18 protein-coding genes and 1 pseudogene are annotated in these 22,233 nt (G+C 57.6%); 10 read left to right on the plus strand and 9 right to left on the minus strand.

Annotation, left to right across the window (positions count from 1 at the left end; translation table 11 throughout):
* The first annotated feature begins 70 nt into the window (after positions 1-70).
* Complete coding sequence (locus G7045_RS08620; RefSeq protein WP_166159249.1) at positions 71-1,021, plus strand: LysR family transcriptional regulator; 951 nt, start codon at positions 71-73, stop codon at positions 1,019-1,021.
* Between the two features lie 325 nt (positions 1,022-1,346).
* Here the strand turns inward: G7045_RS08620 and G7045_RS08625 are convergent, their stop codons facing one another.
* Positions 1,347-2,210, minus strand: coding sequence for a LysR family transcriptional regulator (locus G7045_RS08625; RefSeq protein WP_166159250.1), 864 nt, complete (start codon positions 2,208-2,210; stop codon positions 1,347-1,349).
* Positions 2,211-2,317: 107 nt separating this feature from the next.
* Here G7045_RS08625 and bla point away from each other — a divergent pair, with 107 nt between their 5' ends.
* The gene (gene bla / locus G7045_RS08630; RefSeq protein ID WP_166159251.1) at positions 2,318-3,199 is read left to right on the plus strand and encodes a class A beta-lactamase; all 882 of its coding nucleotides are present in this window, start codon (positions 2,318-2,320) and stop codon (positions 3,197-3,199) included.
* A 736-nt stretch (positions 3,200-3,935) separates the two neighbouring features.
* Here bla and G7045_RS08635 read toward each other — a convergent pair.
* Together G7045_RS08635 and G7045_RS08640 are read right to left on the minus strand one after the other, a co-directional pair.
* Entirely contained in the window at positions 3,936-4,802 is an 867-nt protein-coding gene (locus G7045_RS08635; RefSeq protein ID WP_166159252.1) for an ImmA/IrrE family metallo-endopeptidase, read from the minus strand.
* Between the two features lies 1 nt (position 4,803).
* The gene (locus G7045_RS08640) at positions 4,804-5,130 is read right to left on the minus strand and encodes a helix-turn-helix domain-containing protein (RefSeq protein ID WP_019576501.1); all 327 of its coding nucleotides are present in this window, start codon (positions 5,128-5,130) and stop codon (positions 4,804-4,806) included.
* Positions 5,131-5,276: 146 nt separating this feature from the next.
* On the opposite strand from G7045_RS08640, the gene G7045_RS08645 reads away from it, so the two are divergent.
* Genes G7045_RS08645 through G7045_RS08660 form a run of 4 tightly spaced genes read left to right on the plus strand, consistent with a single transcriptional unit; the run spans position 5,277 to position 10,345 of the window.
* Positions 5,277-6,884, plus strand: coding sequence for an SAVED domain-containing protein (locus G7045_RS08645; protein ID WP_166159253.1), 1,608 nt, complete (start codon positions 5,277-5,279; stop codon positions 6,882-6,884).
* Between the two features lie 27 nt (positions 6,885-6,911).
* Positions 6,912-8,153 carry a nucleotidyltransferase gene (locus G7045_RS08650; RefSeq protein ID WP_166159254.1) on the plus strand — a complete coding sequence of 414 codons (1,242 nt, stop codon included), beginning with the start codon at positions 6,912-6,914 and terminating at the stop codon, positions 8,151-8,153.
* A complete protein-coding gene (locus G7045_RS08655) occupies positions 8,110-9,867 on the plus strand; it encodes a ThiF family adenylyltransferase (RefSeq protein ID WP_166159255.1) in 1,758 nt (585 codons plus the stop codon). The genes G7045_RS08650 and G7045_RS08655 overlap by 44 nt, the downstream gene beginning before the upstream one ends.
* A 7-nt stretch (positions 9,868-9,874) precedes the next feature.
* Positions 9,875-10,345 (plus strand): Mov34/MPN/PAD-1 family protein, encoded by a 471-nt coding sequence (locus G7045_RS08660; protein ID WP_166159256.1) that lies wholly within the window; start codon positions 9,875-9,877, stop codon positions 10,343-10,345.
* 156 nt (positions 10,346-10,501) lie between these two features.
* Here G7045_RS08660 and G7045_RS08665 read toward each other — a convergent pair whose 3' ends face one another.
* From G7045_RS08665 to G7045_RS08680, 4 genes are all read right to left on the minus strand, one after another.
* On the minus strand, positions 10,502-12,283 hold the full coding sequence (locus G7045_RS08665; RefSeq protein WP_166159257.1) for an alkaline phosphatase D family protein: 1,782 nt from the start codon (positions 12,281-12,283) through the stop codon (positions 10,502-10,504).
* 11 nt (positions 12,284-12,294) lie between these two features.
* Positions 12,295-13,410 (minus strand): DUF4062 domain-containing protein, encoded by a 1,116-nt coding sequence (locus tag G7045_RS08670; RefSeq protein WP_166159258.1) that lies wholly within the window; start codon positions 13,408-13,410, stop codon positions 12,295-12,297.
* A 744-nt stretch (positions 13,411-14,154) separates the two neighbouring features.
* Positions 14,155-16,203, minus strand: a complete 2,049-nt coding sequence (locus G7045_RS08675; protein ID WP_240919192.1) for a ParB/RepB/Spo0J family partition protein — start codon at positions 16,201-16,203, stop codon at positions 14,155-14,157.
* A 95-nt stretch (positions 16,204-16,298) separates the two neighbouring features.
* Positions 16,299-17,126, minus strand: coding sequence for a DUF932 domain-containing protein (locus G7045_RS08680; protein ID WP_166159259.1), 828 nt, complete (start codon positions 17,124-17,126; stop codon positions 16,299-16,301).
* Between the two features lie 697 nt (positions 17,127-17,823).
* On the opposite strand from G7045_RS08680, the gene G7045_RS08685 reads away from it, so the two are divergent.
* The gene (locus G7045_RS08685) at positions 17,824-18,027 is read left to right on the plus strand and encodes a hypothetical protein (protein ID WP_166159260.1); all 204 of its coding nucleotides are present in this window, start codon (positions 17,824-17,826) and stop codon (positions 18,025-18,027) included.
* Positions 18,028-18,128: 101 nt separating this feature from the next.
* Here the strand turns inward: G7045_RS08685 and G7045_RS14930 are convergent, their stop codons facing one another.
* Together G7045_RS14930 and G7045_RS08695 are read right to left on the minus strand one after the other, a co-directional pair.
* Positions 18,129-18,305 (minus strand): transposase, encoded by a 177-nt coding sequence (locus G7045_RS14930; protein WP_370521762.1) that lies wholly within the window; start codon positions 18,303-18,305, stop codon positions 18,129-18,131.
* A gap of 285 nt (positions 18,306-18,590) precedes the next feature.
* Positions 18,591-18,707: pseudogene (locus G7045_RS08695) on the minus strand (IS3 family transposase); the annotation flags it as partial.
* Positions 18,708-18,901: 194 nt separating this feature from the next.
* On the opposite strand from G7045_RS08695, the gene G7045_RS08700 reads away from it, so the two are divergent.
* The 3 genes from G7045_RS08700 (at position 18,902) to G7045_RS08710 (ending at position 22,119) form a co-directional block, all read left to right on the plus strand.
* Positions 18,902-20,206, plus strand: coding sequence for an ankyrin repeat domain-containing protein (locus G7045_RS08700; RefSeq protein WP_166159262.1), 1,305 nt, complete (start codon positions 18,902-18,904; stop codon positions 20,204-20,206).
* Positions 20,207-20,230: 24 nt separating this feature from the next.
* Entirely contained in the window at positions 20,231-20,635 is a 405-nt protein-coding gene (locus tag G7045_RS08705) for a hypothetical protein (protein WP_166159263.1), read from the plus strand.
* A gap of 137 nt (positions 20,636-20,772) precedes the next feature.
* The gene (locus G7045_RS08710) at positions 20,773-22,119 is read left to right on the plus strand and encodes a hypothetical protein (protein ID WP_166159264.1); all 1,347 of its coding nucleotides are present in this window, start codon (positions 20,773-20,775) and stop codon (positions 22,117-22,119) included.
* Positions 22,120-22,233: the final 114 nt, after the last annotated feature.

A 22,233-nucleotide genomic window follows, 5' to 3' on the forward strand; every position in this document is an offset into this window, starting at 1 on the left:
GATAAACAAGCAAGACGCACAATCACTGTTTTCAATTCCCAAACAATCCCCGGATTGAGGTGAGGCAGACATGGACCGTTTTGATGCAATGCAGGCCTTTGTGCGCGTGGTGGAAACGGGCAGCTTTACCAAGGCTGCGCAGACCTTGCACATGAGCAAAACCACGGTGACACAGCTGGTGCAGCAGTTGGAGGCAAGGCTACGCGTCAAATTGCTCAACCGCACCACGCGCCAAGTCCACATCACCGCCGATGGCGCTGCCTACTATGAACGGGCAGTGCGCCTGTTAGTGGATCTGGACGATGCCGAGACCAGCTTGTCCAGCGCCGCAGCGTTTCCCAAAGGGCGGCTGCGTGTGGATATCCCCAGTCCCTTGGCATGCATGCTCTTGGTTCCAGCTTTCCCGGAATTCCACGCCCGTTATCCGGAGCTTCAGATCGAAATGGGCGTCAGCGATCGCATGGTCGACCTGATCGGGGACAACGTGGATTGCGTGGTACGGGGCGGCGAAGTCTCGGAGCAATCGCTGATCGCTCGCCATGTGGGTGACATGTACCTTGGCGTTTATGCGGCTCCCAGATACCTGCAGAGGGTCACAAACCCAACGCACCCCTCAGACTTGGAGTCCGACCCTCACCGCATCGTTGGCTTTTTGTCGTCACGCACCGCCAAGCTGTTGCCTTGTACCCTGCGCCAGGGAGATAGGTGCATCGAAATCAAAGGCAAATACGCTCTGGCTGTTGATGATGGCAACGCCTACCTTGCTGCTGGCTTGGCAGGCGTGGGGGTGCTTTGGCTGCCGCATTACATGGCCAAGCACCACCTGGCGCGTGGCGAACTCGTGCACTTGTTTGAAGAATGGGCGCTTGACCCGATGCCGATCTACCTGGCCTTTCACCCGAACCGCCATGTGAGTGCCAAGTTGCGTGTGTTTATCAAGTGGGTCATTGAGCTGATGGCAGAACATGCACCTATGGCAGCCAATTCAGAAGGCCAAGAGAATACTTCGGGTTTGCGCTGAACAGACACGGGTTAACTCGTCGCTTTCTGGCCGGCCAGAAGAGCGATTCTGGAGCCTTGCTCGGCTTGAAGCCGCCATCTGCCAAGGTCTGCTCCCGCTGCTGAATTGAGTCACTCGCAATGGACCACTACTTGATAAACAGCGGTCAACGGTCATTCCATAGTCGGCCCTGTGTATGACGGCTTCACGCCAGACCGGGTGCGTGGCCATCGTTGAGCTTGGACAGGCAGGGAGCGACCGGATGGGATCAATGCGAACGGACACTTTCACCCGAAGCGGCCATCCATGACAACAGTTGGGCAAAAGTGCGCAATGAGCCGAAACGTTAACCCTCTCGACAAGCTTGCTCCACCCATCCACGAAAAGCCTTCATTCCATCGGTTTCTCTGCGCGCCTTGAGCTTTGTCAGCCAGTAGCTGCCTGTTTCAACCTCAATGTCGAACAGGGTGACCAGGCGCCCCCCCAGTAAGTCTCGGCCAAATAGGCGCACTGGCAGTAACGCCACGCCCGCCCCCTGCGCCGCTGCATCTGCCAGCGCCAAGGAAGAGTCAAATACATGACCTGTCAAAAGCGGTACCTTTAGCTCAACGGCTTGAAACCATGTAGACCACTCATCCACGCGGTATGAACGCAATAGAGTCGTATGCATCAAGTCTCTCGGGACGTGGATCCTGCTTGCAATGGAGGGTGCGCAGACGGGCACCAGCGGCGCTGAAAAAAGCCTCAATGCTTCGGTGCCATGCCAGTTGCCATCGCCGAAGCGAATTGCATAGTCCAAACCATCGCCAGCCAAATCCACGCGATTGTTGTTGGAAAACAGTCGCAGGTCCACAAACGGATGCCTTGTTTGAAAATCACGCAGTCGGGGCAGCAGCCACCCTACCGCAAACGTGCCCACCACCCCAACAGACAGGACTTCTTTCTTGTGAGCTGTGTTGAACTGGTCCAGTGTTGAACTTATGCGTTCAAAAGACTCGACCAACACCGGCAACAAAGCCGTTCCTTCATCGGTCAGGGCAAGTCCTCTTGGGACGCGTCTGAACAGCTTCTTGCCGAGCCGGTCTTCCAAGTTCTTGACGTGCTGACTGACCGCAGCCTGTGTCAGGTGCAACTCCAGCCCTGCACGGGTAAAGCTGAGATGCCTGGCCGAAACTTCAAAGGCGCGTAAAGCATTCAATGGCAGATGCATTGTGAACCATATGACCCAAGTTTTTCTTGGGTCGATACTAGAGTAGTTTCGATTGAATAGGTCGCGCTCCGTCAATATGATTTGACATTTTTCATTGCTTGAACTCTATGCAACGACGTACCTTTTCTTCCATCATGGTGTGCTCCGCCCTCGGAGCTGTCGCTATTCACCCCAAGAAAACCTTGGCTTCTGCTCTTCAAACGCAGATGGCGGCTTCCCTGAAGCAACTCGAGGCCAAAGCTCAAGGTCGCCTTGGTGTACATGTGGTCGACACGGGCAGCGGCCAGGAGTTTGGATACCGATCAGACGAGCTATTCATGATGCTCAGCTCGTTCAAGTTGTTGGCGAGTGCACTTGTACTGGCTCGCGTTGATCGAGGTGAGGAGTCGCTTGAGCGGCGCATTCCCTATCGCAAGCAGGATTTGGTGCCGTGGTCTCCTGTGACAGACGCTCACGCTGATGGTGACGGTCTCACGCTGGCCCAACTCTGTCATGCCACGATCACGACCAGCGACAACACAGCGGCGAACCTCATTCTGGCAAGCTTCGGAGGGCCTGAAGCACTGACCACATTTGCACGTCAAATTGGCGACAACGTCACGCGACTCGATCGCAACGAGCCTGACCTGAATATGCGCCTCGGAACGAACTCCCTTGATACGACGTCGCCTCGGGCGATGGCCATGAGTATGAAGAAAGTGCTCGTTGGCGATGTGCTTGCACCCTCATCACGAAAATTGCTTCGGGAATGGCTGATTGCCAACACGACAGGCGGAAAACGCCTCAAAGCAGGACTTCCAGTCGGTTGGACCATCGGGGATAAGACCGGCACCAATAAAAGCGATGCCAATGACATCGGAATCCTATTTCCGCCACAGCGCCCCCCCATCCTTGTGACGGCCTATCTCGCAGACAGTTCGGCAAGCAGCCAGATCAAAGACGAGACGCTTGCAGAGGTGGGCATGCTCGCGACCACCAATATGCGATGAAGTAACGCAGCGAAAAATTCAGGGGAAAGGGCTTGGCAATGAGGATGGCACGATGCTTACTCTGGCAAATGCGATGGCAGAATTTCCTGAACCAAGCGGTCTAGGTCTGCATGGAGACTTTCCCCTGCCCACTAATTCTCATGCTGCGGAAAGCTTTCTCTCCCCATCGCCTGCTTTCGGTCGATAGTGTGAGCACGAGGCTACGCCAGAACGCTGACCTTCAATTTGCAGGCCCAAAAAGTCCCACGGCGATTTCCAACAACTCTACGGAAACCCGGCTTCGACCATAAGAAAACGCTGGCAACAGGGAAGAGAAGTTTAGGAAAACTTCTCTTCAAGCAGGCGTTAAATGGACGGGTAGTTGCCGTGGTTCAGATCGACTCTACAGCGGGTGTCTGCTTCTTGGTGAGGCCGCGAGCTGGTGGTCTCGGCCAGACGCTGGCCCTCAAGAACAGCCCATGCTCGCCTATTCAAGGGCCGAAAGCAGGCCGCTTGCAGAACCCGAGAGCGCTTGAGCAGCGCAGTGCTAATGCGGTCATCGCTGTTGCGGCGACGTAAGGCAGCGAAAGGCTGGATGCAGTCGCTCAACTTTTGCGCACGGATGACCGCTGGTGAACGCAGCAGTCATTGCAAGGTGCTTTGGCTGAAGTAGCGGTCTGCACCTAAAGGCTTTCACTGGATTAGAGACTGGTCGAAGGCTTTGAACTATTCACTTGGTTGATTCACGCGGCTCATTTCAAGCATTGCCCCACTCCTTGGGCTCCCATACCTTGTCACCGTTAGACAAACTCAATAGAGTCAGCGTGTAACCATAGTTTTCACAAACGAGCTTCATTTCCTTGGCGACGGCGTCGCGATGTGCGTGCTTAAACCAAGTGTTCAAACTGATTGGGTCACCACTGCGGTTGGACGCAATCGTCTCATCCGCGGCGAGGGACCCTGGAGGAAGCTCAACTACGCGGCCTTTGGTTCTGTAGAACGCGCCATTGGCTCTGGCCTTGTCGGACGAGATCGCCCAATCCATGAACCCATCCCTCGACAAGATGAGGACGGCGCATTGTTCCGTTGAGCGTATCCAACGCAGCGCGGCTGCGGTCAAGGACACGCCGAACTTGCTTGAGGCGTCGGAAAGAATGTCGAAGTCAATATCCGAAGTCGAAGTGCACGCACGGAACTGCTTCATGGGCATCAGCAGGTTCGATGCGAAGTCATCGGCCTCTGCTTCGATCGACCTCATTTCGGGCCCCCAGTGCACCATGTCTGCCTGAGAGCATTCAAATTCATGCTGTGCAAGGCGGTGGACAAGGTAGTGCCCAAGTTCATGGGCTTGGGTGAACCGAATCCGTCCTTCAGACGTCATGTTGCGGTTGTACAGAAGCGCCCAGCCTTGATCCTCAACGTGAAAGAGGCCACCTTCAAATGACGGGATGTCCGCCGCCACGACTTTGAAGATGGGATCTGGCCACTTGAGCTCCTTGCCTACATGAAGCGCAAGCTGCTCGACATCGATAGGAAACCGCTGTAAGCCGGCTGCCGCAGCAGCGTCAAGCCAATGCGTGAGCCGTATCGCGGCGGTCGCGGGCGTGAAAGTCGCCTCGGTCATGTCAGGACTTTTTCAGCACGTCCAGGATCTGCCGTAGCTTTTCCTTAGCTTCAGGTTCCAGTTTGGAGTAGCTGCGGAAGAACTCCTTGTCCTTGTTGGATTCCTGCGGCGTATCCACCGTGTCGTCCAGGAAGAAGGACACATCCTGTCCAAGCACGTCCGCTATCGCCTGCAGCTTCTCTGCTGACGGCTTCTGGGATTCACGGTTCTCCAGCTCCCAGAGGTAGCTCTTGCTCAGCCCGGCTCTACGGGCTGCCTCCTCAAGCGTTAGGTTCACCTTCGGCGAAGTCCGGCACGCTCGAAGTTTCTCGCCAAGTTTTGACGCCATCTTGCGCTCTCCTTCTAGACAGCCTTCAATTATATCGCTACTCCGAACTTTCCATAAGCAAATCCCGATCAAAATTGCGCCTTCAAAAGTTCGCTACACCGAACTTCCTGTTATGCTATGTCGTAGTTCGATTCCTGGGGCAATGAATGAGCACACCGATGGTTGGAGGTTTGACCGATGACGAGTTGGCCGCGGCCTTGCGCGCCCGAGCGGCGGCGGGAGAGCCTCATGTCCTGGTGATTGCCAACAAATTCAGCGCCCGGATGCTCACAGCCGCGACTGCGTCGCCTGCTGCCTGGAGTGATCTGGGCGTTGGGGACATCGGTCCAGGTGCGCTGAAGGCGTTGGAGGCGGCTGCGAAGCAGCAGCAAGTCCAATGGATCGAGACCTCCGAATCGGATGTGGGTGAGGTGGACCACGTTGCGTCAGGCCCAGTCATTCGGGCTGTTCCCGCCCAGATGCGTGCTTGGTGCAAGGAGCGAGACAAGATCACAGGAACGTCCGGCCGCCATGGGGAGGTGGATACCGCAACGCGCTTTGAAGTTGCATCGCTGGCCAGCTGGCGGTGCCAGTTCGATGGTTGCGGAGAGGACCTGCGCCATCACTTTGTGCCAGGGGCCACGGGGAACTACAGCTACTTCGCGCACATCGTGGCCTCGTCGGCCGACGGTCCTCGTGGGGACAAGGTGAAGTCACCGCTTCTGGCGAATGCCCCGTCGAACATCATGCTGATGTGCGACAAATGCCACCGCCTGATCGACCGCGTAGCTCCGAAGCGATACAGCGCTGACTATCTCAACGAGATGCGTCAGCGCAACGTCGATGAAGTTCGTCGGCTGCTGAACACGCTTCGCTACCCGGCAGCCCAGATGCTGGTCATCGGCGGCAACATCGAAGGGCAGTCATTCGCTTTTGATGAGCGGATCGCGGAAGAGGCCATGTGGTTGCGTCAGCTGCGCACCGGAGGGGTACGTGCGGAATGGTTCGCGCGCAATGGTCCGCATCTCGGTGCATCGAACTCGGATGGCTACTGGCTGAGCCTGTTCCAACTGCTCAAGAATGACAGGCCGAGATTGGCGGGTCTGCTGGACGGGACGGTGTACGGTGGTGCGCCACGACCGCCGCTCGCGGTCTTTCCTGTGCATGGCACCTCGGTCTTGGTCCTGTCGGGGCGGCTCATCGGAGACTCCAGCAGTGCCCACATTTTCCAGTTTCATCGCGATCAAGTGAGCGGCCAACGCGGTGGACAGTGGACTTGGCCAGAGGCAGAGCCAGTACCAGCCAATGACAAATTCAAGGTTCAGGTTCACCGTCATGCCAACGGCGGTGAAGCCGAGGCATGCCTGCGGATCAATTTGACTGCAGCGGTCCCTGCGTCCGATTTGCCTGCACACTTGTTTTCCGATGGGAAACACGAAGTGCCGACGATTGAGATCACGGTTGACAGTCCGAGTCACCGTGTCATGGGGCACCCCGCCGATCTTGATCTGTTTGGACGCGCTGTCGACCAGGCGCTGCAGAAGCTCCAGGATGAATGGCGGGTGTCAAAAGTACATCTGGTGCTGATCGCGCCAGTGTCTGCTTGTTGCCGTGTTGGGCAAAAGATGCAAGCCCGTCACCACGCCGAGTTCATCCTGTACGAACGCAAGCCCTGCACTACGCCCGGTGCGCGCGGTGAGTTTGCCAAGACGATTGCGATTTCTCCCACCGAGGTGACCCTGCTGTCGACCGGCGAGTCCCTTTCCATCTCGTAAACAAGGTCGGCACAAAGGTACTTCATCATGACTACGAACCCGCCAAACAACATTACGTTCACCACTCGCTTGCAGAAGTCTTTGGGCATGACGCGAGATGCCGGCCGTTGGGAGCAACTCATCATGTCCTTGCTTCGGCGACTTGAGCTCGACAAGGTCGATCGCGCCAAGGCCATCAAGCAATACGAGCTCTTGGCAGATGACATCGCCACCAAGCTGGACATTCCGCGCCATAACGTGGATGTCTATTCGCAGGGGTCGATGCGCACACAGACCACCATCCGCCCTCGAGGCAATGCGAAGTTTGATATCGACATCATGGTGGAGCTGTCCGGGCCGAAGTACAACAACCCTGACTCAGAAGCGATGTTTGAAGATTTTGGGAAAGCCCTTGAGGGCAACGAAGAAGTTACCGGTGCCCCAGATCCACGGCGTCGTTGCTGGCGATTGCAGTACCCGGGAGAGGCGTTCTATTTCGACGTGACGCCGGCAGTGGCGGACATGTACAAAACCTATGGCGCAGGCCTGCGGGTAAGAGACCCCGATACAGTCTGGAGTCCGTCGAATCCGAAGGAGTTTGCTGACTGGTTTTGCGAACGCGCCGACCTGCGGTTTGAATTTCAGCAAGAAGCAGTGTTGTCTTCGGTGGTCGAGGCCCGTAAGTCAGTCGACCCCCTTCCCAGCGCCCCTGTTGGGATCGACGACATCCTGCGTCGAGCCGTCCAGTTGATGAAGCTGCATCGTGACAACTTCTACTTCTACGCGAGCCCCGACCAGAAAGACACGATGCCGATCTCGGTCATCATCGTGACCCTGGCGACCCAAGCGTTTGAGAACATCTGGCGAACCAGGCGTCACAGCTTCAATTCGCCTATTGAGGTGGTGCTTGCCATCGTGGAGGAGATGCCCGACTACATCAAGCGTGATGCAGCAGGTCGCTTCTATGTGGAAAACCCGAAGCTCTCCACGGAGAATTTCGCGGATCGTTGGAATAGTGATCAAGGGGCCCGTGCACGCGAATTCAAGCGTTGGCACAAGCAACTGGAGACGCACCTCGAGGCACTGCTCACAGATGAGTATTCCAGGAGCACTGAAGAGAAGCTGCGCGGCGTGTTCGGGCAAGCCGGGGTTGATGCGTGGCGCGACAGTCTCGGCAGTTCGACCGAGTCCACGCCGCTGCTCAAGAGCTTGGTTGTGGCATCCGGGGGGCAGGTGGCCAATCCGAATGTTGCAACGCCCGTCAGCCATCGCACCAACACGTTGGCGTAAGGGGGTCAAGGTGCCGACCATGCCATTATTTTTAGCCGCGATCGGCATGGTCACGGCGTGGTTTGACGGACTCGGGCCCAGCGCTGCAACGCGATGCCCGGACAAGGAGTCGGAGCAGCGTTGTCGCGTCTGGCGTTTGGCAGAAGGTGCGCCGGTACTGAATGGCGCCGCGCCACTGCTGGTGCTTCAGCACGATTTTCCGCTCACGCCTGCCCGTATCGAATTGGACCGGAAGTTCTGTTTGCAGCTGCCCCACATCGAGGTAGATGGCCATTTCTGCCACGGTGTCGAATTCGACTCGGCAGACGTCGCCGCCCCGGTGGCGGCAGTCGGTCGTGTTTTGGCCAGGTTTTCCGACTTCCTCGATCGATGCGCCGATCCAGGTTGGGTGGAGGCTGAATTCAGTCGGGAACGTCAAGATTACTGGGCCCGCTATGCGGCTGGGGCCAAAGCACCAGCCAGCTATCGCACGGTAGAGCTATTGCTGGATGCCGATGTGAGAATTGACGAACCACAGGAGGCTGCTGCGCTTTCTCTTGGGGACGGCAGGGCCCTCGCCACGACGTCTACGACGGAGCCGGAGCGTGTGGCAAAGGCCAGAGCATGGCCATTGGGCGGCATCATTCGTGGCGGCGCACTGGTGATGAAGCTGCCTACCGCCGAACGATGGACGCCCAGTGTTTGGCCGAGGAGTTTTCATGATCTTGATGAGCTTCTTTCGCAGCTCAGTGGTTCCGCGGGGAAGCTGAAGAATTGGTACCAGGCGCGCCGTTGGCCGAACAAGGCGCCCGTGTTCGTGGTGCTCTTGCAGGGCCCAGCCGTGTACGGATGGCGGATAGTGCCGCCGCAGGTCGCACGTCAAGTCGAGCCGGCCCTTGTGCCCATCGACGTCACCCGTGTCGACAGGCAATGGAGCCTGTCTCGAGATCATCGGGCTGAGGGTTTGGCTCATCTTGCCGCCAAGAAGGTGGTGGTATTTGGAAGTGGCTCGCTGGGTGCGCCGTTGATCGAACTCTTGGCACGCGCAGGCGTCGGCTCCCTTGAGGTAGTGGATCCCCAAACATTCGAGCCTGAAAATATCTCGCGCCATGTGCTCGGTGCGCCACACATAGGCTTTGGGAAAGCTGCATCACTATGCGCTCGATTGCGGCAGGCCATCCCAGGGGCGCAACTCGACGCTTTCGGTGAAAAAGCCATGCAGTGGTGCGCCAAGGCGGATCAACGGCAGCTGCCGGATCTCATCGTGGATTGCACGGGCGAGCGCTCCGTAAGGATTGGCACTTCATTGCTTCGGGAGCATGTGCTGAAAGATGCCCCAGTGATGATGGCATGGATGGAGCCATTTGGCGCAGCTGCTCATGCGGTTTTGATTTCTGGTAGTGATGTGTGGCCTGCTTCGGACCCCGCCGATACAGCGGTCAATGTCGCGACTTGGCCAGACGACGTGCAGGTTGATCTTCCCGGATGTGGCCAGGGCTTCCATCCGTATGGTGTTGCCGACGCGTGGGCAGCTGCAGGCATGGTGTCTGAGCGCGTACTGAAAGTTCTGAACGGCGAACATGTGTCCTCTGGGGTGTGGTCCATGATTCGTCATGAAAGCTACTTCAAGAGCATGTCACCTTCAGCGACTTTCAATCGTCCCCCTCCGGTTCCCGTGGGGGTGGATTCGGTCATTGAGCATCGCCCGTTGGCAGAGGTACTGCAACGTGCCTGAGCCGCTAGTGAAGTTTGCACTCCCGGGCGCGGAATGGAGTCTTCAGTTTGACGAAGCCGCAGTCTCGATGCTGCAGAGGAGGATGCAGCGCTGGTCACGTTCAAAAGAGTCCGTGGGTCAGCTCTTCACAAATGACCTCACGGCGTCAACCATCGTGATCTCAAAGGTCACCTCGCTCAAGGCGCGGCGTGCGTCTTGGTCAAGCGTGGCGTTCGATCCTATCGAGGCGATGCGGCAACGACAGGATTTGCTTCAGGAAGGTTTGTATTGCATTGGCCTTTGGCATACCCACCCTGAAGCGATGCCCACCCCCTCCGGCACAGATGAGAGACTTGCGGCAGATCATGCGCGCGCTGCCATTTCTGTTTTGAACGGGTTCGCTTTTGTCATTGTCGGAAATCGACCTTTCCCAGAAGGGTGGTATGTTGGGTTTCACGACACGGCTCGTTTTCTTAAAGCAGACTTTTCTCGTTCATGATAATTTCTTGATACGTGAGCAACTCTGCGAACAGGCGCAATTACTCCCCCCCCCCCTGGGATCCACTATTTTTCAAGGGGCCTACTCTGCAGTGCTGTTCATCAATAGCTTTTCTGATTCTGTTTTATAAGCCCATCTAGCCGCACTTAAACGAACTTAGGCAATGGGAGCCACTGCAATCAAGTGGTTTGAGAAACTTGTCTCAGTTTCACATCGCCAAGTTGCCCAAAGCTTGCACCCTTCGGCGGACCCAAGATCTAGCTCCAAGGCAAGCCAGTTGCGCGCTGCCATGACATGAGTGTCATGCCCCGGAAACGTCATGACTTCAGCGACATACTGCACATCGATGTTTTGAGGCTTCTTGGCATTGGAGTTCAACCAAGCAAGAAACAACCGTTCTGTCACCCCCATCAACGATGGGTGAACAACGGCAGACGACGTAAATTGATGCATCTGCGACCATGTTTCGGAGGCGGGCAGATCTTTGCGATAGGCCGTCCCCCACGCTGCAACATGCACATCCCCCGAGACCAATGAAACCCGAATCTTCTTGTCGCGAGCAAAACTTGATAGCACCTCGAGCAGTCGCTTGCGCTCCCCCTCATGGTCATCATGGGACCAGTGATCTTTGAGGTCGTCGGCGTTGCTGTCGATGACATGGTCCTGCCCGAATTTATCCAAAAACAGTTCTGCCAATGGCAGCTTTGGGTGCACTACCGGCACAGAGGACATGAACAGCAGGTGCTGACATCCAGTCTTCGGCTGCGGCCCAGCGCCTCCAGACTTCAGGTTGCCAGTCCATTCCTTGATTTGCCGCCACGTATCCGATCCCATGACCTGGGTTCGGGAGCGCTCCGTGCGCAAGTCGGCAGCAACGACAGCTACTGGCCCAATCGAATAGGCGAACGTAAATCCTGGTTGATTGTCGAGCAGCGGAAGTGCCAGCGGATCCTTAGCGAGCACCTTGCTCCATGGGATAGGCCTTAGCAGAGGGTCCTGACGGGTGAATCCTGCCGGCGTTGTGTCCTCCAGTTCAGGCAGATCTTCCAGCGCATGTTGCATCTGGAACACCCAGAATGCCCTACGCGCATGGCGGAAGAGTGTTTGAAATAGCTCGCAGTTCTGCATCTCGCAGCTGTATGACCCCCAGCCGTCAAAGATGTCGTGGTCGTCCCACACCATGATGGTTGGCATGGACGCCATCGCTGCCCCAGCATCAAGCGCAGCTGTCGCGGACGACCATGGCTGCCTCTCAATGGGGAGCCATCGTTGTTTGTACAGGCCAAAATAGTAGGCCTCTATCTCCCGTTCGAGAGGCTTGCTGACCTTGAAGTCCAGTTGGGCCTGGCGAGGCAGGCCCACCCATTGCCGCAGCGCTTTGATGTCTTCCCAGATAGAGTCAAAGTAGATCTGATCGCCGCCCATGAGCATCAAGTGAAAACGCTGCAGGCCTTTGTCGTGAATGCGCTTCTCATGCCACAACTGCTCCTTGTCCAACAGCTTGACTTCTCCCTCCCCAGGCTTTCTGCGCAGTTTGCGATCATGGCTGTAGAGCAGGTCCTCCCACACCGCATCTGACGTACGGATGATTTTCCTCATCACCGCAGGGTCAGAGAATCCGTTGCACGATACGTACGCCATGCGCGGAGAAAAATCCTTGCCTGGCACCGTCATGTTCCAGGTTAGCCCATCCGGGATGCCGTAGCTGACCGTGCGCTCATCCTTCAAGACCTTGCAGGAAATGTCGTAGCGCAGATAGCGCTCGCCGCGCGTTGACAATAGCTCCTTAGGTGCAGCACATGCCTTGCCATCTACTTTGAATTCCGGGATCTGTGCACCTGCCTTGAGACCAATCAGTGCCGTTACTCGCCAAGCATCCCCTTTTCCGATACCGCGAAACGACAGCACCGGCCCCAGCAGCAGATCCTCTTCATTCATGTTCACCCTCCTCAGATATTCATTTCTTTCGCTACTACCTTAACGATTCGAGCGCGAGACACCGCCCTGCGCGCCACCAGCGCTGCTTCACCGGTTTGTTGCAACCATTCAATAAAACGCTGACTCGCGTGTCTCGTCTGTGAGTCGTCTCGGCAGTTGGCCAAGAAGGCGAATTGCACCTTCTGCACGTCATCGGCCACAAACACTCCAAAGGGGCCGCTTACCACCGTCGCATCTGGAAATCCCAGTAGCGACGTGGCTTGGGTTTCCGTTGCGCCCCGGTGACAGGCAATCAGGTGCAGTGGCCCATGGGCCGAAGCCAGAAGCTTGATGCGTTGGTGATCTTCCAGGAAGGGCCGCCCCACCAACTCGCGCGCCGCGGCCACACTGAACGAGGCTGGAATCGCATGAACGACTACCACTACTTCCTTGCCATCCAGATTGACCACCACACCGCCGTCCACCGCCTTGGCGCCCTTGAGCCCACCCAACGCCGTTTTGAGTGTCATCTCCATGGCTGTTTTCCGTTGACGGAAGTCGAGCCGGGTCCAATCCAGGGCAGCGCCAACATCAAAGCGCGTCGACGCGGACGCCTGAACGCCCCGTTGCGTCAGCGAAATCACAGCATCCGAGAGTGCTTCAAACACGCGCTTTTTGGCATCAGCGACGGTCTTCACCTCGCCGCCCCGGAAGGCGGTCTGCCGCGAGAGATAGTCCTGAAAGCGCCGGTTGCGCTCGCCGGCAGAGCCCTGAGCGTCGGCCACTGTCGGTAATGCCACCATGCGCACCTTGGCTTGCGCTGAACGAAGGCCCTCCATGTATTCGGCGTGACAGATACCGATGTCCTGCTCGCCCGCAGCCCAGCCTGCATTACCGTTGGATAGCACGATAAGCACATCGCAGTCGCGCACGGCCTGCAGACAGGCATCCCAGCTATCCTGCGTGCCTTCGGCCGGCGGCGCGTCTTCGTTGATCCAGACTTCAAACAGCTTTCGCCCCAGCACCTCGGCTGATTCGATCTCCCTTTTCAGCTCTTTTCGCAGGTCGGTCAGATTGGTTTTGCTACCTGCAGGAAAAGCATCCACACATCGGCTGGACAGCATTACCCTGATAAGAGACTTGGCCAAGAAGCGCTCCTGTTGTGGTTTTCAAAGACGATGCGTAGCTAAATACCGGAAGGGCTATTTCGTCTTACTAACTAGCACGCTTGGAAGGCGCCGGCCCTCTCGCATAGCCCACGCTGCTCGACGAAGAGTCCAGTCATGTACATCCGGCAGTCGCTTTTGCTTACAAGCGTATCAGAACATTGGTTGGCCATGCTTTATGGCTAACCCATTGAAGCTCACACTGAAGGAAGCATTGAGTTTTCTTGGATCCATGCAGACTTGTAGGAGCATCGCCGGCCCCGCACTGGGGCGATTGCAATGCGCACTAACGAGCCTCGGAAATCGCTCTGACGCTCCAAGAAGCGCAGTGATGAGATCCGACACCGTCAGGTGCTGAGCAGAAGGGATGGACCGAGTGCGCCGGACTTGCCGGAAGTCGATCCACTAAGCTCGCACACAGGCGCGGCGTCATATAGCTGGGCGCCAAAATACTCTTCAAGAAGCTTGATTTGAGCGTCCACTTCCTGGTCAAGAGCAGCCTAAGAGGCGAACATTGCGTTCGACAGCAACCGCTGCGGAACGGTCGGTCGGCCTGATGTCGTGCACAACTTCGTGAGCATCGCAGTCTTGGACACGTCATGCCGCGACAACTCAAGCAAGGGTGAAGAGGCCTTCACGCCTTGGAAGTCCCAACGCGCGCGGCAGACCTGTCGCGCGCGTCGCGCCCATGCAAAAAGCCCCGGCCCAACGGCCGGGGCTTCATGCTCACGCCTCCGCGTGCGCGTCCTCGTGGACCTCCGAAACGGCGTTGCCGCTGGTATCGACGCTGGCATCGGCATCAGTCTCGCTTTCCCGCCCGGTTTTCGCTTCGACTTCGACAGCCGCGTCCTGTACCCTGAACATCACCGGTAGCCACCCTGTCCCCACAGCCAGCCGTTCGGCCTCGCTCGCAAGCTCGGCCTTCCTGAGCTTGCCCAGCCGGTTCACCTGATCGGGCGCAAATACCTGCACCGCTTCCAGCGCCTTGGCTTTCGAGACATGCTCGAAGTAGCCTGCGGCGGTCGGGGTCCACCAGTCGTGCATGTCGAGCTTCACGGCCTGCGCCAGCGCAGTGGCGGGGACTTCTCCTTCCTGCGAAGCCAGCGCGCTGACCGTGGAAGCCACACACACCGCCAGCAAGGACAGCAGCTCCTGCTGCGGGAAAGCCAGCAGTTCGGCGAACAGCGCGTCCGAATCGTTGGGCAGGCGATGGGCCCAGGCGTCCCGCACCTTGCGCATGCCCACGGCTGCGGGGGCATCGGCCATGTCGGGCGCATGCAGTCCAAGCCCATCCTGGGGTGTCGCAGAAATGTTGACTGCCGAGTCTCCCGCCCCGTAGCTCTCCACGATCACCCGCAGCGCAAGGCGATGCACCAGGGCCACCAGCGCGACATGGGGATGCCGTGCCACCTCAGCCTGCAGCGCTGCCGTGCGGTGCGCACTGAGGCGCTTGGCCAGCTTTTCCGAGATTCCTGACTTGGCTGACTCGTCGGTGTCGGCATCCGAGTTGCCGCCCGCCCCGCCCTCCTCCTGCCGCGCCTGATCCCGCAGGGCCCTGGCCTGTTCCTCGCGCAGCAGGCCACGGTGCACTACCACCCCGCCCATGTGATCGACCGACACGATGGCACCGGCCAGCGCCACTACGGCGGGCGGGTATTCGACCAGCTGGCGTTCAATGGAGTCCAGTTCGTTGCCAAGCGCGTCCATGGCGTCGTGCAGCGCCTGTGCCTGCTCGTCGGTCATGTCCTCGTTCTCGTCGTCCAGTTGCTCCTGCAACTTCACCTGCTGGTCTTCCAGCTTGGCGATGCGCTTGGCCTCGGTCTTGGTGGGTTCTCGGCGTGTACTGCGCGCCCGCTGGAACTGGTAGAGGTCGGATGCGGTGGCACGCGGCGCCGCATCCACCCAGGCCCAGCCTTCGGCACGCAACTGCTCGGCCAGCGGAGCGAGCTTGTCTCGCGCCAGGGAGTCCAGCAGTGCCCCATCGGTCAGGAAGAGGCCGTTGTGCTCATCCGCGAACAGGTCGCGCCGGACGCCGCCGCCTGCCTGTTCGTACGCCTCCAGCCCGACAAAGTGCGCCACCGCATCGCGGCTGGCGTCGACTTCTTCGCTGGTCAGGTGGTCGCGCAGCGCGTCCGGGCTGCGTTGCCATTGCGGTGATTCGTAGAACGCGGCCTCCTGCGCCGCATGGTCGTCGGTGATGGCTAACGCCATCAACTGCTCCAGTGTCACGGCCTGCGTCCCGAAGTCTGCCAGCAAGCGGGGCGAGACGTTGGCTAGTTTCAGGCGCCGCTGCACTACCAACGGCGTCACACCGAAATCAGCAGCGATGTCCTCCACAGGCCTGCCTTCGGCCACAAGGTCTTTCCAGGCGAACAGTTCTTCGATGGGCGACATGGACTCGCGTTGGATGTTCTCGGTCAGGCTCACGGTGCGCGCTGCATCGTCCTGCACCAGCAAGCAATAGACCTCATGGTCCTTCGCCAGCTTGCGGCGCTTAACCAGCAGCTTGAGCGCAGCCAGACGACGCCGCCCGGCCACCACCTCGTAGTGCTCACCATCGGGTGCGGCCACCACGGTAAGGTTTTGCAGCAGGCCCACACGGGCAATGCTGGATGCCAGTTCGGGGATCGAGGTGCCGCCGCTCTTGCGTACGTTCCGGCTGGAGGGCCGCAGCTTGGACAGCGGCATCAGCAGCAGTGTCTGCGAAGCCGCCATGGCGGCGGCGGTGCTGCCCGTGGCGATGGCGTTGGTTTCTTGAAAAATAGCGGTGTTCATGATGAAGCTCCCATCGGTCAAAGAAAGAGAAGGGGAAAAAGGGAAGTAAGACAAACAAGGAATGGCAGGAGGGGCTGCGCCCCTCCGAACGAAGCTCAGGCCTTGAGCTGGCGCATGCCATCGGCCAGCAGCCACAGGGCGCGGTTCAGGCGAAGGTTCTGGTCAATGCCCTGCACGGGCCGGGTGCTCTGGCGGCGTCCGTTAGCGGCGCGGGCGCGCAGGCCGCCCTTGATGAGGTTTTCTTGGGTGCGGTTGAACACGCTCCACAGGTCGCGGCGGTCGTCGTCCGTGCGGCGCGGCATCAGGATTTGCGTTTCCGTGATGGGTGCGGGCTTGGCCGGGTCGTCGTACTTGAGGGTCAGCGCTGCGCGGGCGAACACCTCCGACTCCCCGGCGTCCAGGGTGATCGCCTGCATGGATTCGCGGGATTGCTGCGCCTGACCGAAGCCATTCAGGACTTCATACGCGCCCTCGATAACCTGCCCCGCCACATCGCCCTTGTGGGGCACGCGCACATCGGCAACTGTGTCGCCGCACACCAGCCCGTTCTGGCAGACGAAGCGGAACATGCCCGCAAGCATCTGGTAGCTGCTGGTCCCGTCATGGGAGTTGAGCAGGATGATTTCGTTGGCCTCGCGGCCATTGATCTGGCTGGCATGGCGCAGGCGGATCATATGCTTGGTGAAATCGCGCCGCCCCTCCTGGCGCACGCGGGTCTGGCACACCATGAAGGGCTGGAAGCCCTCCCCTCTCAATTCCTGCAGCACGGTGGCCGTGGGGATGTAGCTGTAGCGCTCGGAGCGGCTGCCGTGCGGTGCTTGCGCGAAGATGGACGGGGCCACGGCCCTGATCTGGTCATCCGACAAGGGATGTTCAGAGCGAAGCACCGGCGATTGCGGCGCGAAACGGGATGCGAGTTGCATGGTGATTTCTCCTGACGAAGTTGGCTGTTGAAAAAGCCTCACCGGATTCCTAGATTCAGAGCCCTCTTCGGGCTTCCGGTGGGGTCGGCACGAAGAACCCGGTTGGCCTCGTTGCCACCGTCTTTCCTGAGTTCATCGCCCGCGACGGTCAGGAGCGCGCGGCCGGGTGCCGTCAAGGAAACAAGCGCAGGGTTGGTGCGGCCCGCAGGCGCAGCCGAGGACACGGCCCTGCGCGCCTTGACGGCACCCGGCCGCGGGCTACAGTCGCGAGCAAGGTGATGGATTCAGGAAAGATGGCTGGACAGGCAACGGCCCGATCTCCACGCCGACCCCACGCAAGCGAAGCGCGCAGCGCCGCAGGTGCAAAGGCCGATCCGGAGCAGCCGGTTCGGCGGTATCCCAGGGGCGCCAAGCCCAGCGCGGCGGGGATGGGCTGCAAGCCGATCCCCTGGAGGCAAGCGCAGCGCGCAGGCCCGGGTCAACGAGCCGGGCCGAAGGCGTCAGCCGAGCGAAGCAAGGGAACGATGGAAGCCCGTAGGGGGCGAGACACCACAGGCGGCTCGATGCACGGCACGACAGCACGGCCGGCCCTGTCCACAGGCCGGAGACGCACAGACCAAGCATCCTCTTTCCATGCAAGAAGCCATACCCCCACATAATAGCTGGCACCCTTCATCTGGGCACAATGGCATCTGCCATGGAAATACAAGAACTACAGGACGAAGAACTGATGGCCCAGGCCCGTGAATGGCGGCTTCGGGCGCTGCGCGGGGAAAAGGAAGCGCGCGGCATGGCGCACGAACTGGAACACGAAGTGCGCAGGCGGTTTGGCAATCCCAAGGCCGATGCGCGGCACGTAATTAAAGAGGTACGGGTGCTGGGCGAACTACTGCGACACTAATAGTGAAGCCAGTGGGCTTGTCGTTGCGCAGGGCGTTGGCTGTATCCACGCACACACGTGAGATCACCTCCCGACCATACTTGGCGATCACGCGGAACAGGTCATAGACGATGCGAGCTTGAGGACACCAACGCCGCACCGGCCGTGTTCATGTCCATGGAAATGACCTGGATGCGCCTGCAGCTCGCTTCTCCCAATGCTCCAAAGAAGGGCGGGATCGCTGCGCAGGTGCGATCCTTGGCGATGTGCAGCACCCGGCGCGTATCCGCATCCAGGATGGCGCTGGCTTAGCAATGCCCTATGTGAAGGGCGAACTCATCCTTCATCAGACGCGCCCGCAGCGCACGGGCAGTCTGGTCCGCGACTCCAGTCGCAACCATGCGCTGTCGTTGGTGATACGAGTGTGGGGAATGTATAAGCAGGGCCACAGGCCCAGCCATAATGTATTTTTATGTATGCAGCGGTGTTCTGAAGTTCGATGATTGGTCGCACAAGCGTCTTGCTTGAGATATCACCGCTGTTTTCTTGTCAATGGGGTGGCTTACCCCGCTAATCCGTGAGAACCTCTTCAAGATGCCGCGCTCCTTAGTCACGCACTTGAGTTCGGCCTTCAGGCGCCTCAGCTCTTCGGTCTGGGACGTCTGCAGCTGTCGTTCTGGCGCTGGCACTGCATAGGCCTTTGCTTGATCCTTGAACCGAGCGCGCAAGGGCTGGTACTCGCAAAAAAGATCATCCATGTTCCAGGCACTCGACTGGACAACTTGTCCAGTATTGGCGGGATAGTTCCGCATACCATCGCTTAACGGTCTACGCGACACATGCATTCGAACATGAAGCACCGGTTAGGCTCAAAAAATAGTTGAGGAGAGTAGCAATGGGAGTGAACACTTCAGTCACGGCGACGACCGTAAGGATCAATGAGGCCAATCAGGCCGCGGCCCTGAAACGCTTGCAGAGTGGCTGCTCCGCGCACTCAGTGGTATCCGGCTATATCGTGGATGAGCAGGAGTTTATGCAGACCCCCTTTCTCGCACGGGCACTTGAACTGCTGCACATGGAGTGCGAACTGGATGGGCGCGATCTTGTGCACATCGGGTTCGCGGGCGGTAAGAACGACATGTCGCACCATATCTGGCCCTTGATCGAGGAATTCGTGGAGCAAGGGTCGGCGGTTTCCACGCTATTTGAAACCGGTGAGGTGGAGACCGTGCGATTGGGCGAACAAGGCGACGACCAATACGCTGAAAGTGCCCATACCGACGTAAGCGAAGCCGCGGATGAGTTTCTCGGGGAGATGGCAGGCCGCAAAATCACCGATACCGAACTCGATGCCATCATGGACAGCGAGGGTGGCATCGAATTTGTTGACTACAACCGCAGCACCCCCTTGCTGGTGGCATGCGAGAACTACCGCTGGGCGGTACAACGCCATGCTGAGGCAATGGTAGAGGACGATGCAGAAGTGCTTGAGGAAGCCGCAGATCGCCTCGGTATCCACGCGCACAACCTGGAAATCGTCTTGCGACGCGACCCAGACATGACCGCATGCGACAAGAATGGCTGTGACGCCCTTGGTTTCGCGGCCCAATCCAGGAATGTTGAATTCGTCGACCGACTTTTGTCGCACGGTGCCCAAGTCAGCACAAGCACTTTCGTGGATGCGGTGGAAGGCCTTTCGGTGGCGGTTTTTAAAAGAATCGCCGGGAACAATGCGCACCTGGCGAATAAGGATCTGTTGATCCACGCCTGTGCCGCAGCGAGCTACGAACCCGAAAAAATGGAGATGGTCCGCCACCTGGTGGAGGACTTTGGCTGCGACGTGAATTCAAAGGCGGCTGAGCCCATCTGGACCATGGAAGGGCGCGTGGGCCGCCATGGCACACCCTTGATGGCTGCGGCACTCACGGACGACGTGGCTGCGGTGGAGTCCCTGCTCCGTGCGGGCGCCAATGTGCATGCGACCGACAATTATCAAAACACAGCCCTGCACTACTGCAGCGGGCAGACCTGGGTGGGCGGAAACGGCATTCAAAGCTGGTTTGCACGTGACGAAAATCCCCAAGTGATCGCGATGCTGCTCGAGCACGGCGCAGACCCCCGCGCTAGAAACGCAGCGGGCAGAACTGCCGCTGATTTGGCTCGCACCAGCCAAGACCACGGCGAACCCGAATCGAATTAGAAAACCACCCTTGAACGATAAAACATGTACATCAAACTCAAAGCGGTATGTAACCCAGACAACGTATCTGACAATCAGGATTTTTTTAAAGACCCGGCGCGACGAAACATTCAGGGCTACCGAGATTACATCGACGAATTCGAGGAGGACGCGGCAGGTCCTGCCAATGAGGTGCTGGATTCCATACTAGAGCGCTTTGACGAGCATCTTTTCCGGTTGGAAGAGTTCTATGTGAGCGATGGTGTCTTTCACTTTCAATGGCCGCATCACGACGACGAAACCTTTCTCGAACTTGTGATTCGTCTTTTTTCCATCCTGAGTTTTCATCAGCAAGACGGGCTGGTAGTGGGCGATGAGGAATGCTCTGTTTTTACTTTGCGTGACGCCGAGTTGCACATCGGCTACAGAGACCGTACCGACGAGGATTGACATCGCTTTCGCAGATTTTTCGGCACCTTCCAACCGCATGCAATGGTCACGGGGATACCCATGAAAATTTTGCCCTGTTTGCATTTTGCGGTAATGTCCAGCATTGAGCTTTTAGGCAAATTGTTCAAAGAAAATTTATGCGTGCTTTCATTTGTTCCGGGTTTGAATATCATTTGCATGAGGCTTCCCAATACGGTTTTTTTCGGTCGTTCGGATTTTTATGGCGCTTGGACGCCTCCCATAATCTCGTGCCCATTTTTTATGACAACCAACTGTCGCAAGTTTGGGAGAGCGCTGACGGCACCGCATATTTTAAATGCGATGATGAATATTTTGTTTTCGACGGTTTGCAGATTGTTCCGGTAAGTGGTGATCCGTTTTCTTCCGAAGATGTCCATCAGGAGCGGTTCGGGAGCTATATTTATACATACGATGGATCAGATTACCCTCGCGTGAATCACCATTTCGAGAAAATTGAAAACGGTTCAATTTTTGAGCACAAGGAACGTTCGTTACAATTCTTGGAATGCAGTGACGATAATTTCTATTTCTTCAGTAGGATCGCCAAATCGATTATAAAAATCGACACTGAGCACCGCATATCTGATGTGTTCGTTGCATCCGCAGAAAAGGTCGCTATCGAGCGAGTAGATTATATTGTTTTCATTTTCCGAAAGAATCCTTTCGACAAGGGCGTAATTGAGGTGTACGACCTTCGCGCCTTGAAAGTCATAGACACTTTTGTTTGCGAGGGTGATGGCGCATCAGGGATGTATCTCGTTTCGCAGGCTGAAGGTAAAATATTTTTTACGTGCGGAGATAGATTAATGGTCTGGGATGGGCATTACCTCAGTGCGCCCTTCCCGGATCGGAAAATAATATCCTATAGAGCCACACACAGTGGCGTATATATATCGTTCGTTGGTGACGACGCGCTATATTTTTATGATTCTGATCTGAATAATTTGAAATGGCAGCGACCTACGCCCGTTCCAGGCTTTTGCTTCGATTCGCTTAAAGGGAGCGATGGACGGAATTTTGCCGAATTACGCAATCCGGCGCGAAATATGATCGCTGGGTTGAGCTATCTGGTGTGCTGGAGCGATGCGGAGTCATTGAATCCGCAACCCTGGGTGTGTGATGTAGAACAACCCATCTTTTCGTTTAAAGAACAACCTTCCAACGGTGGTTTCTCTCTTGTCATCAGCATCAGTGCCGCTGAAGAGTATTCAGTGGCCGCGCGGCAGGCGATTGCTGCATTGGATCAGGGAATATATTCGCATGGCGCTTTCATGGGCCGCCCCCACAGTTCTGATTTTTCCGGAAAAATAGAGCTTCATTTTGAGCATAGCCACGCACTTACGGCTGCGCAGCGCCATCAGCTTGAAGAGGCCACTGAGCGAATGCTCACGGATAAATACGCCATGTTCACAGGTGCTGCGGAGGGGAAGGACTGCAGCCTTCTCGTAAAGTTTACCGATTAGGTGACTTTTAGAACTTGTCTGTATCGAATCCTTGGCTTTTGGAGTTGGCTTTATTTTGCGAAGATGATCGCGCGGCACGGATTATATGGTTTCGCAGTAGGAAGATACCATTGC

The sequence above is a fragment of the Acidovorax sp. HDW3 genome (genome assembly GCF_011303755.1).
Taxonomy (GTDB): Bacteria; Pseudomonadota; Gammaproteobacteria; order Burkholderiales; family Burkholderiaceae_C; genus Paenacidovorax.

Bases quoted from the DNA above. Each gene is read 5' to 3' on its own strand.
- G7045_RS08620 (WP_166159249.1), top strand. From the start codon at position 71: ATGGACCGTTTTGATGCAATGCAGGCCTTTGTGCGCGTGGTGGAAACG.
- G7045_RS08625 (WP_166159250.1), bottom strand. From the start codon at position 2,210: ATGCATCTGCCATTGAATGCTTTACGCGCCTTTGAAGTTTCGGCCAGG.
- bla (WP_166159251.1), top strand. From the start codon at position 2,318: ATGCAACGACGTACCTTTTCTTCCATCATGGTGTGCTCCGCCCTCGGA.
- G7045_RS08635 (WP_166159252.1), bottom strand. From the start codon at position 4,802: ATGACCGAGGCGACTTTCACGCCCGCGACCGCCGCGATACGGCTCACG.
- G7045_RS08640 (WP_019576501.1), bottom strand. From the start codon at position 5,130: ATGGCGTCAAAACTTGGCGAGAAACTTCGAGCGTGCCGGACTTCGCCG.
- G7045_RS08645 (WP_166159253.1), top strand. From the start codon at position 5,277: ATGAGCACACCGATGGTTGGAGGTTTGACCGATGACGAGTTGGCCGCG.
- G7045_RS08650 (WP_166159254.1), top strand. From the start codon at position 6,912: ATGACTACGAACCCGCCAAACAACATTACGTTCACCACTCGCTTGCAG.
- G7045_RS08655 (WP_166159255.1), top strand. From the start codon at position 8,110: ATGTTGCAACGCCCGTCAGCCATCGCACCAACACGTTGGCGTAAGGGG.
- G7045_RS08665 (WP_166159257.1), bottom strand. From the start codon at position 12,283: ATGAATGAAGAGGATCTGCTGCTGGGGCCGGTGCTGTCGTTTCGCGGT.
- G7045_RS08675 (WP_240919192.1), bottom strand. From the start codon at position 16,203: ATGAACACCGCTATTTTTCAAGAAACCAACGCCATCGCCACGGGCAGC.
- G7045_RS08680 (WP_166159259.1), bottom strand. From the start codon at position 17,126: ATGCAACTCGCATCCCGTTTCGCGCCGCAATCGCCGGTGCTTCGCTCT.
- G7045_RS08685 (WP_166159260.1), top strand. From the start codon at position 17,824: ATGGAAATACAAGAACTACAGGACGAAGAACTGATGGCCCAGGCCCGT.
- G7045_RS08700 (WP_166159262.1), top strand. From the start codon at position 18,902: ATGGGAGTGAACACTTCAGTCACGGCGACGACCGTAAGGATCAATGAG.
- G7045_RS08705 (WP_166159263.1), top strand. From the start codon at position 20,231: ATGTACATCAAACTCAAAGCGGTATGTAACCCAGACAACGTATCTGAC.
- G7045_RS08710 (WP_166159264.1), top strand. From the start codon at position 20,773: ATGCGTGCTTTCATTTGTTCCGGGTTTGAATATCATTTGCATGAGGCT.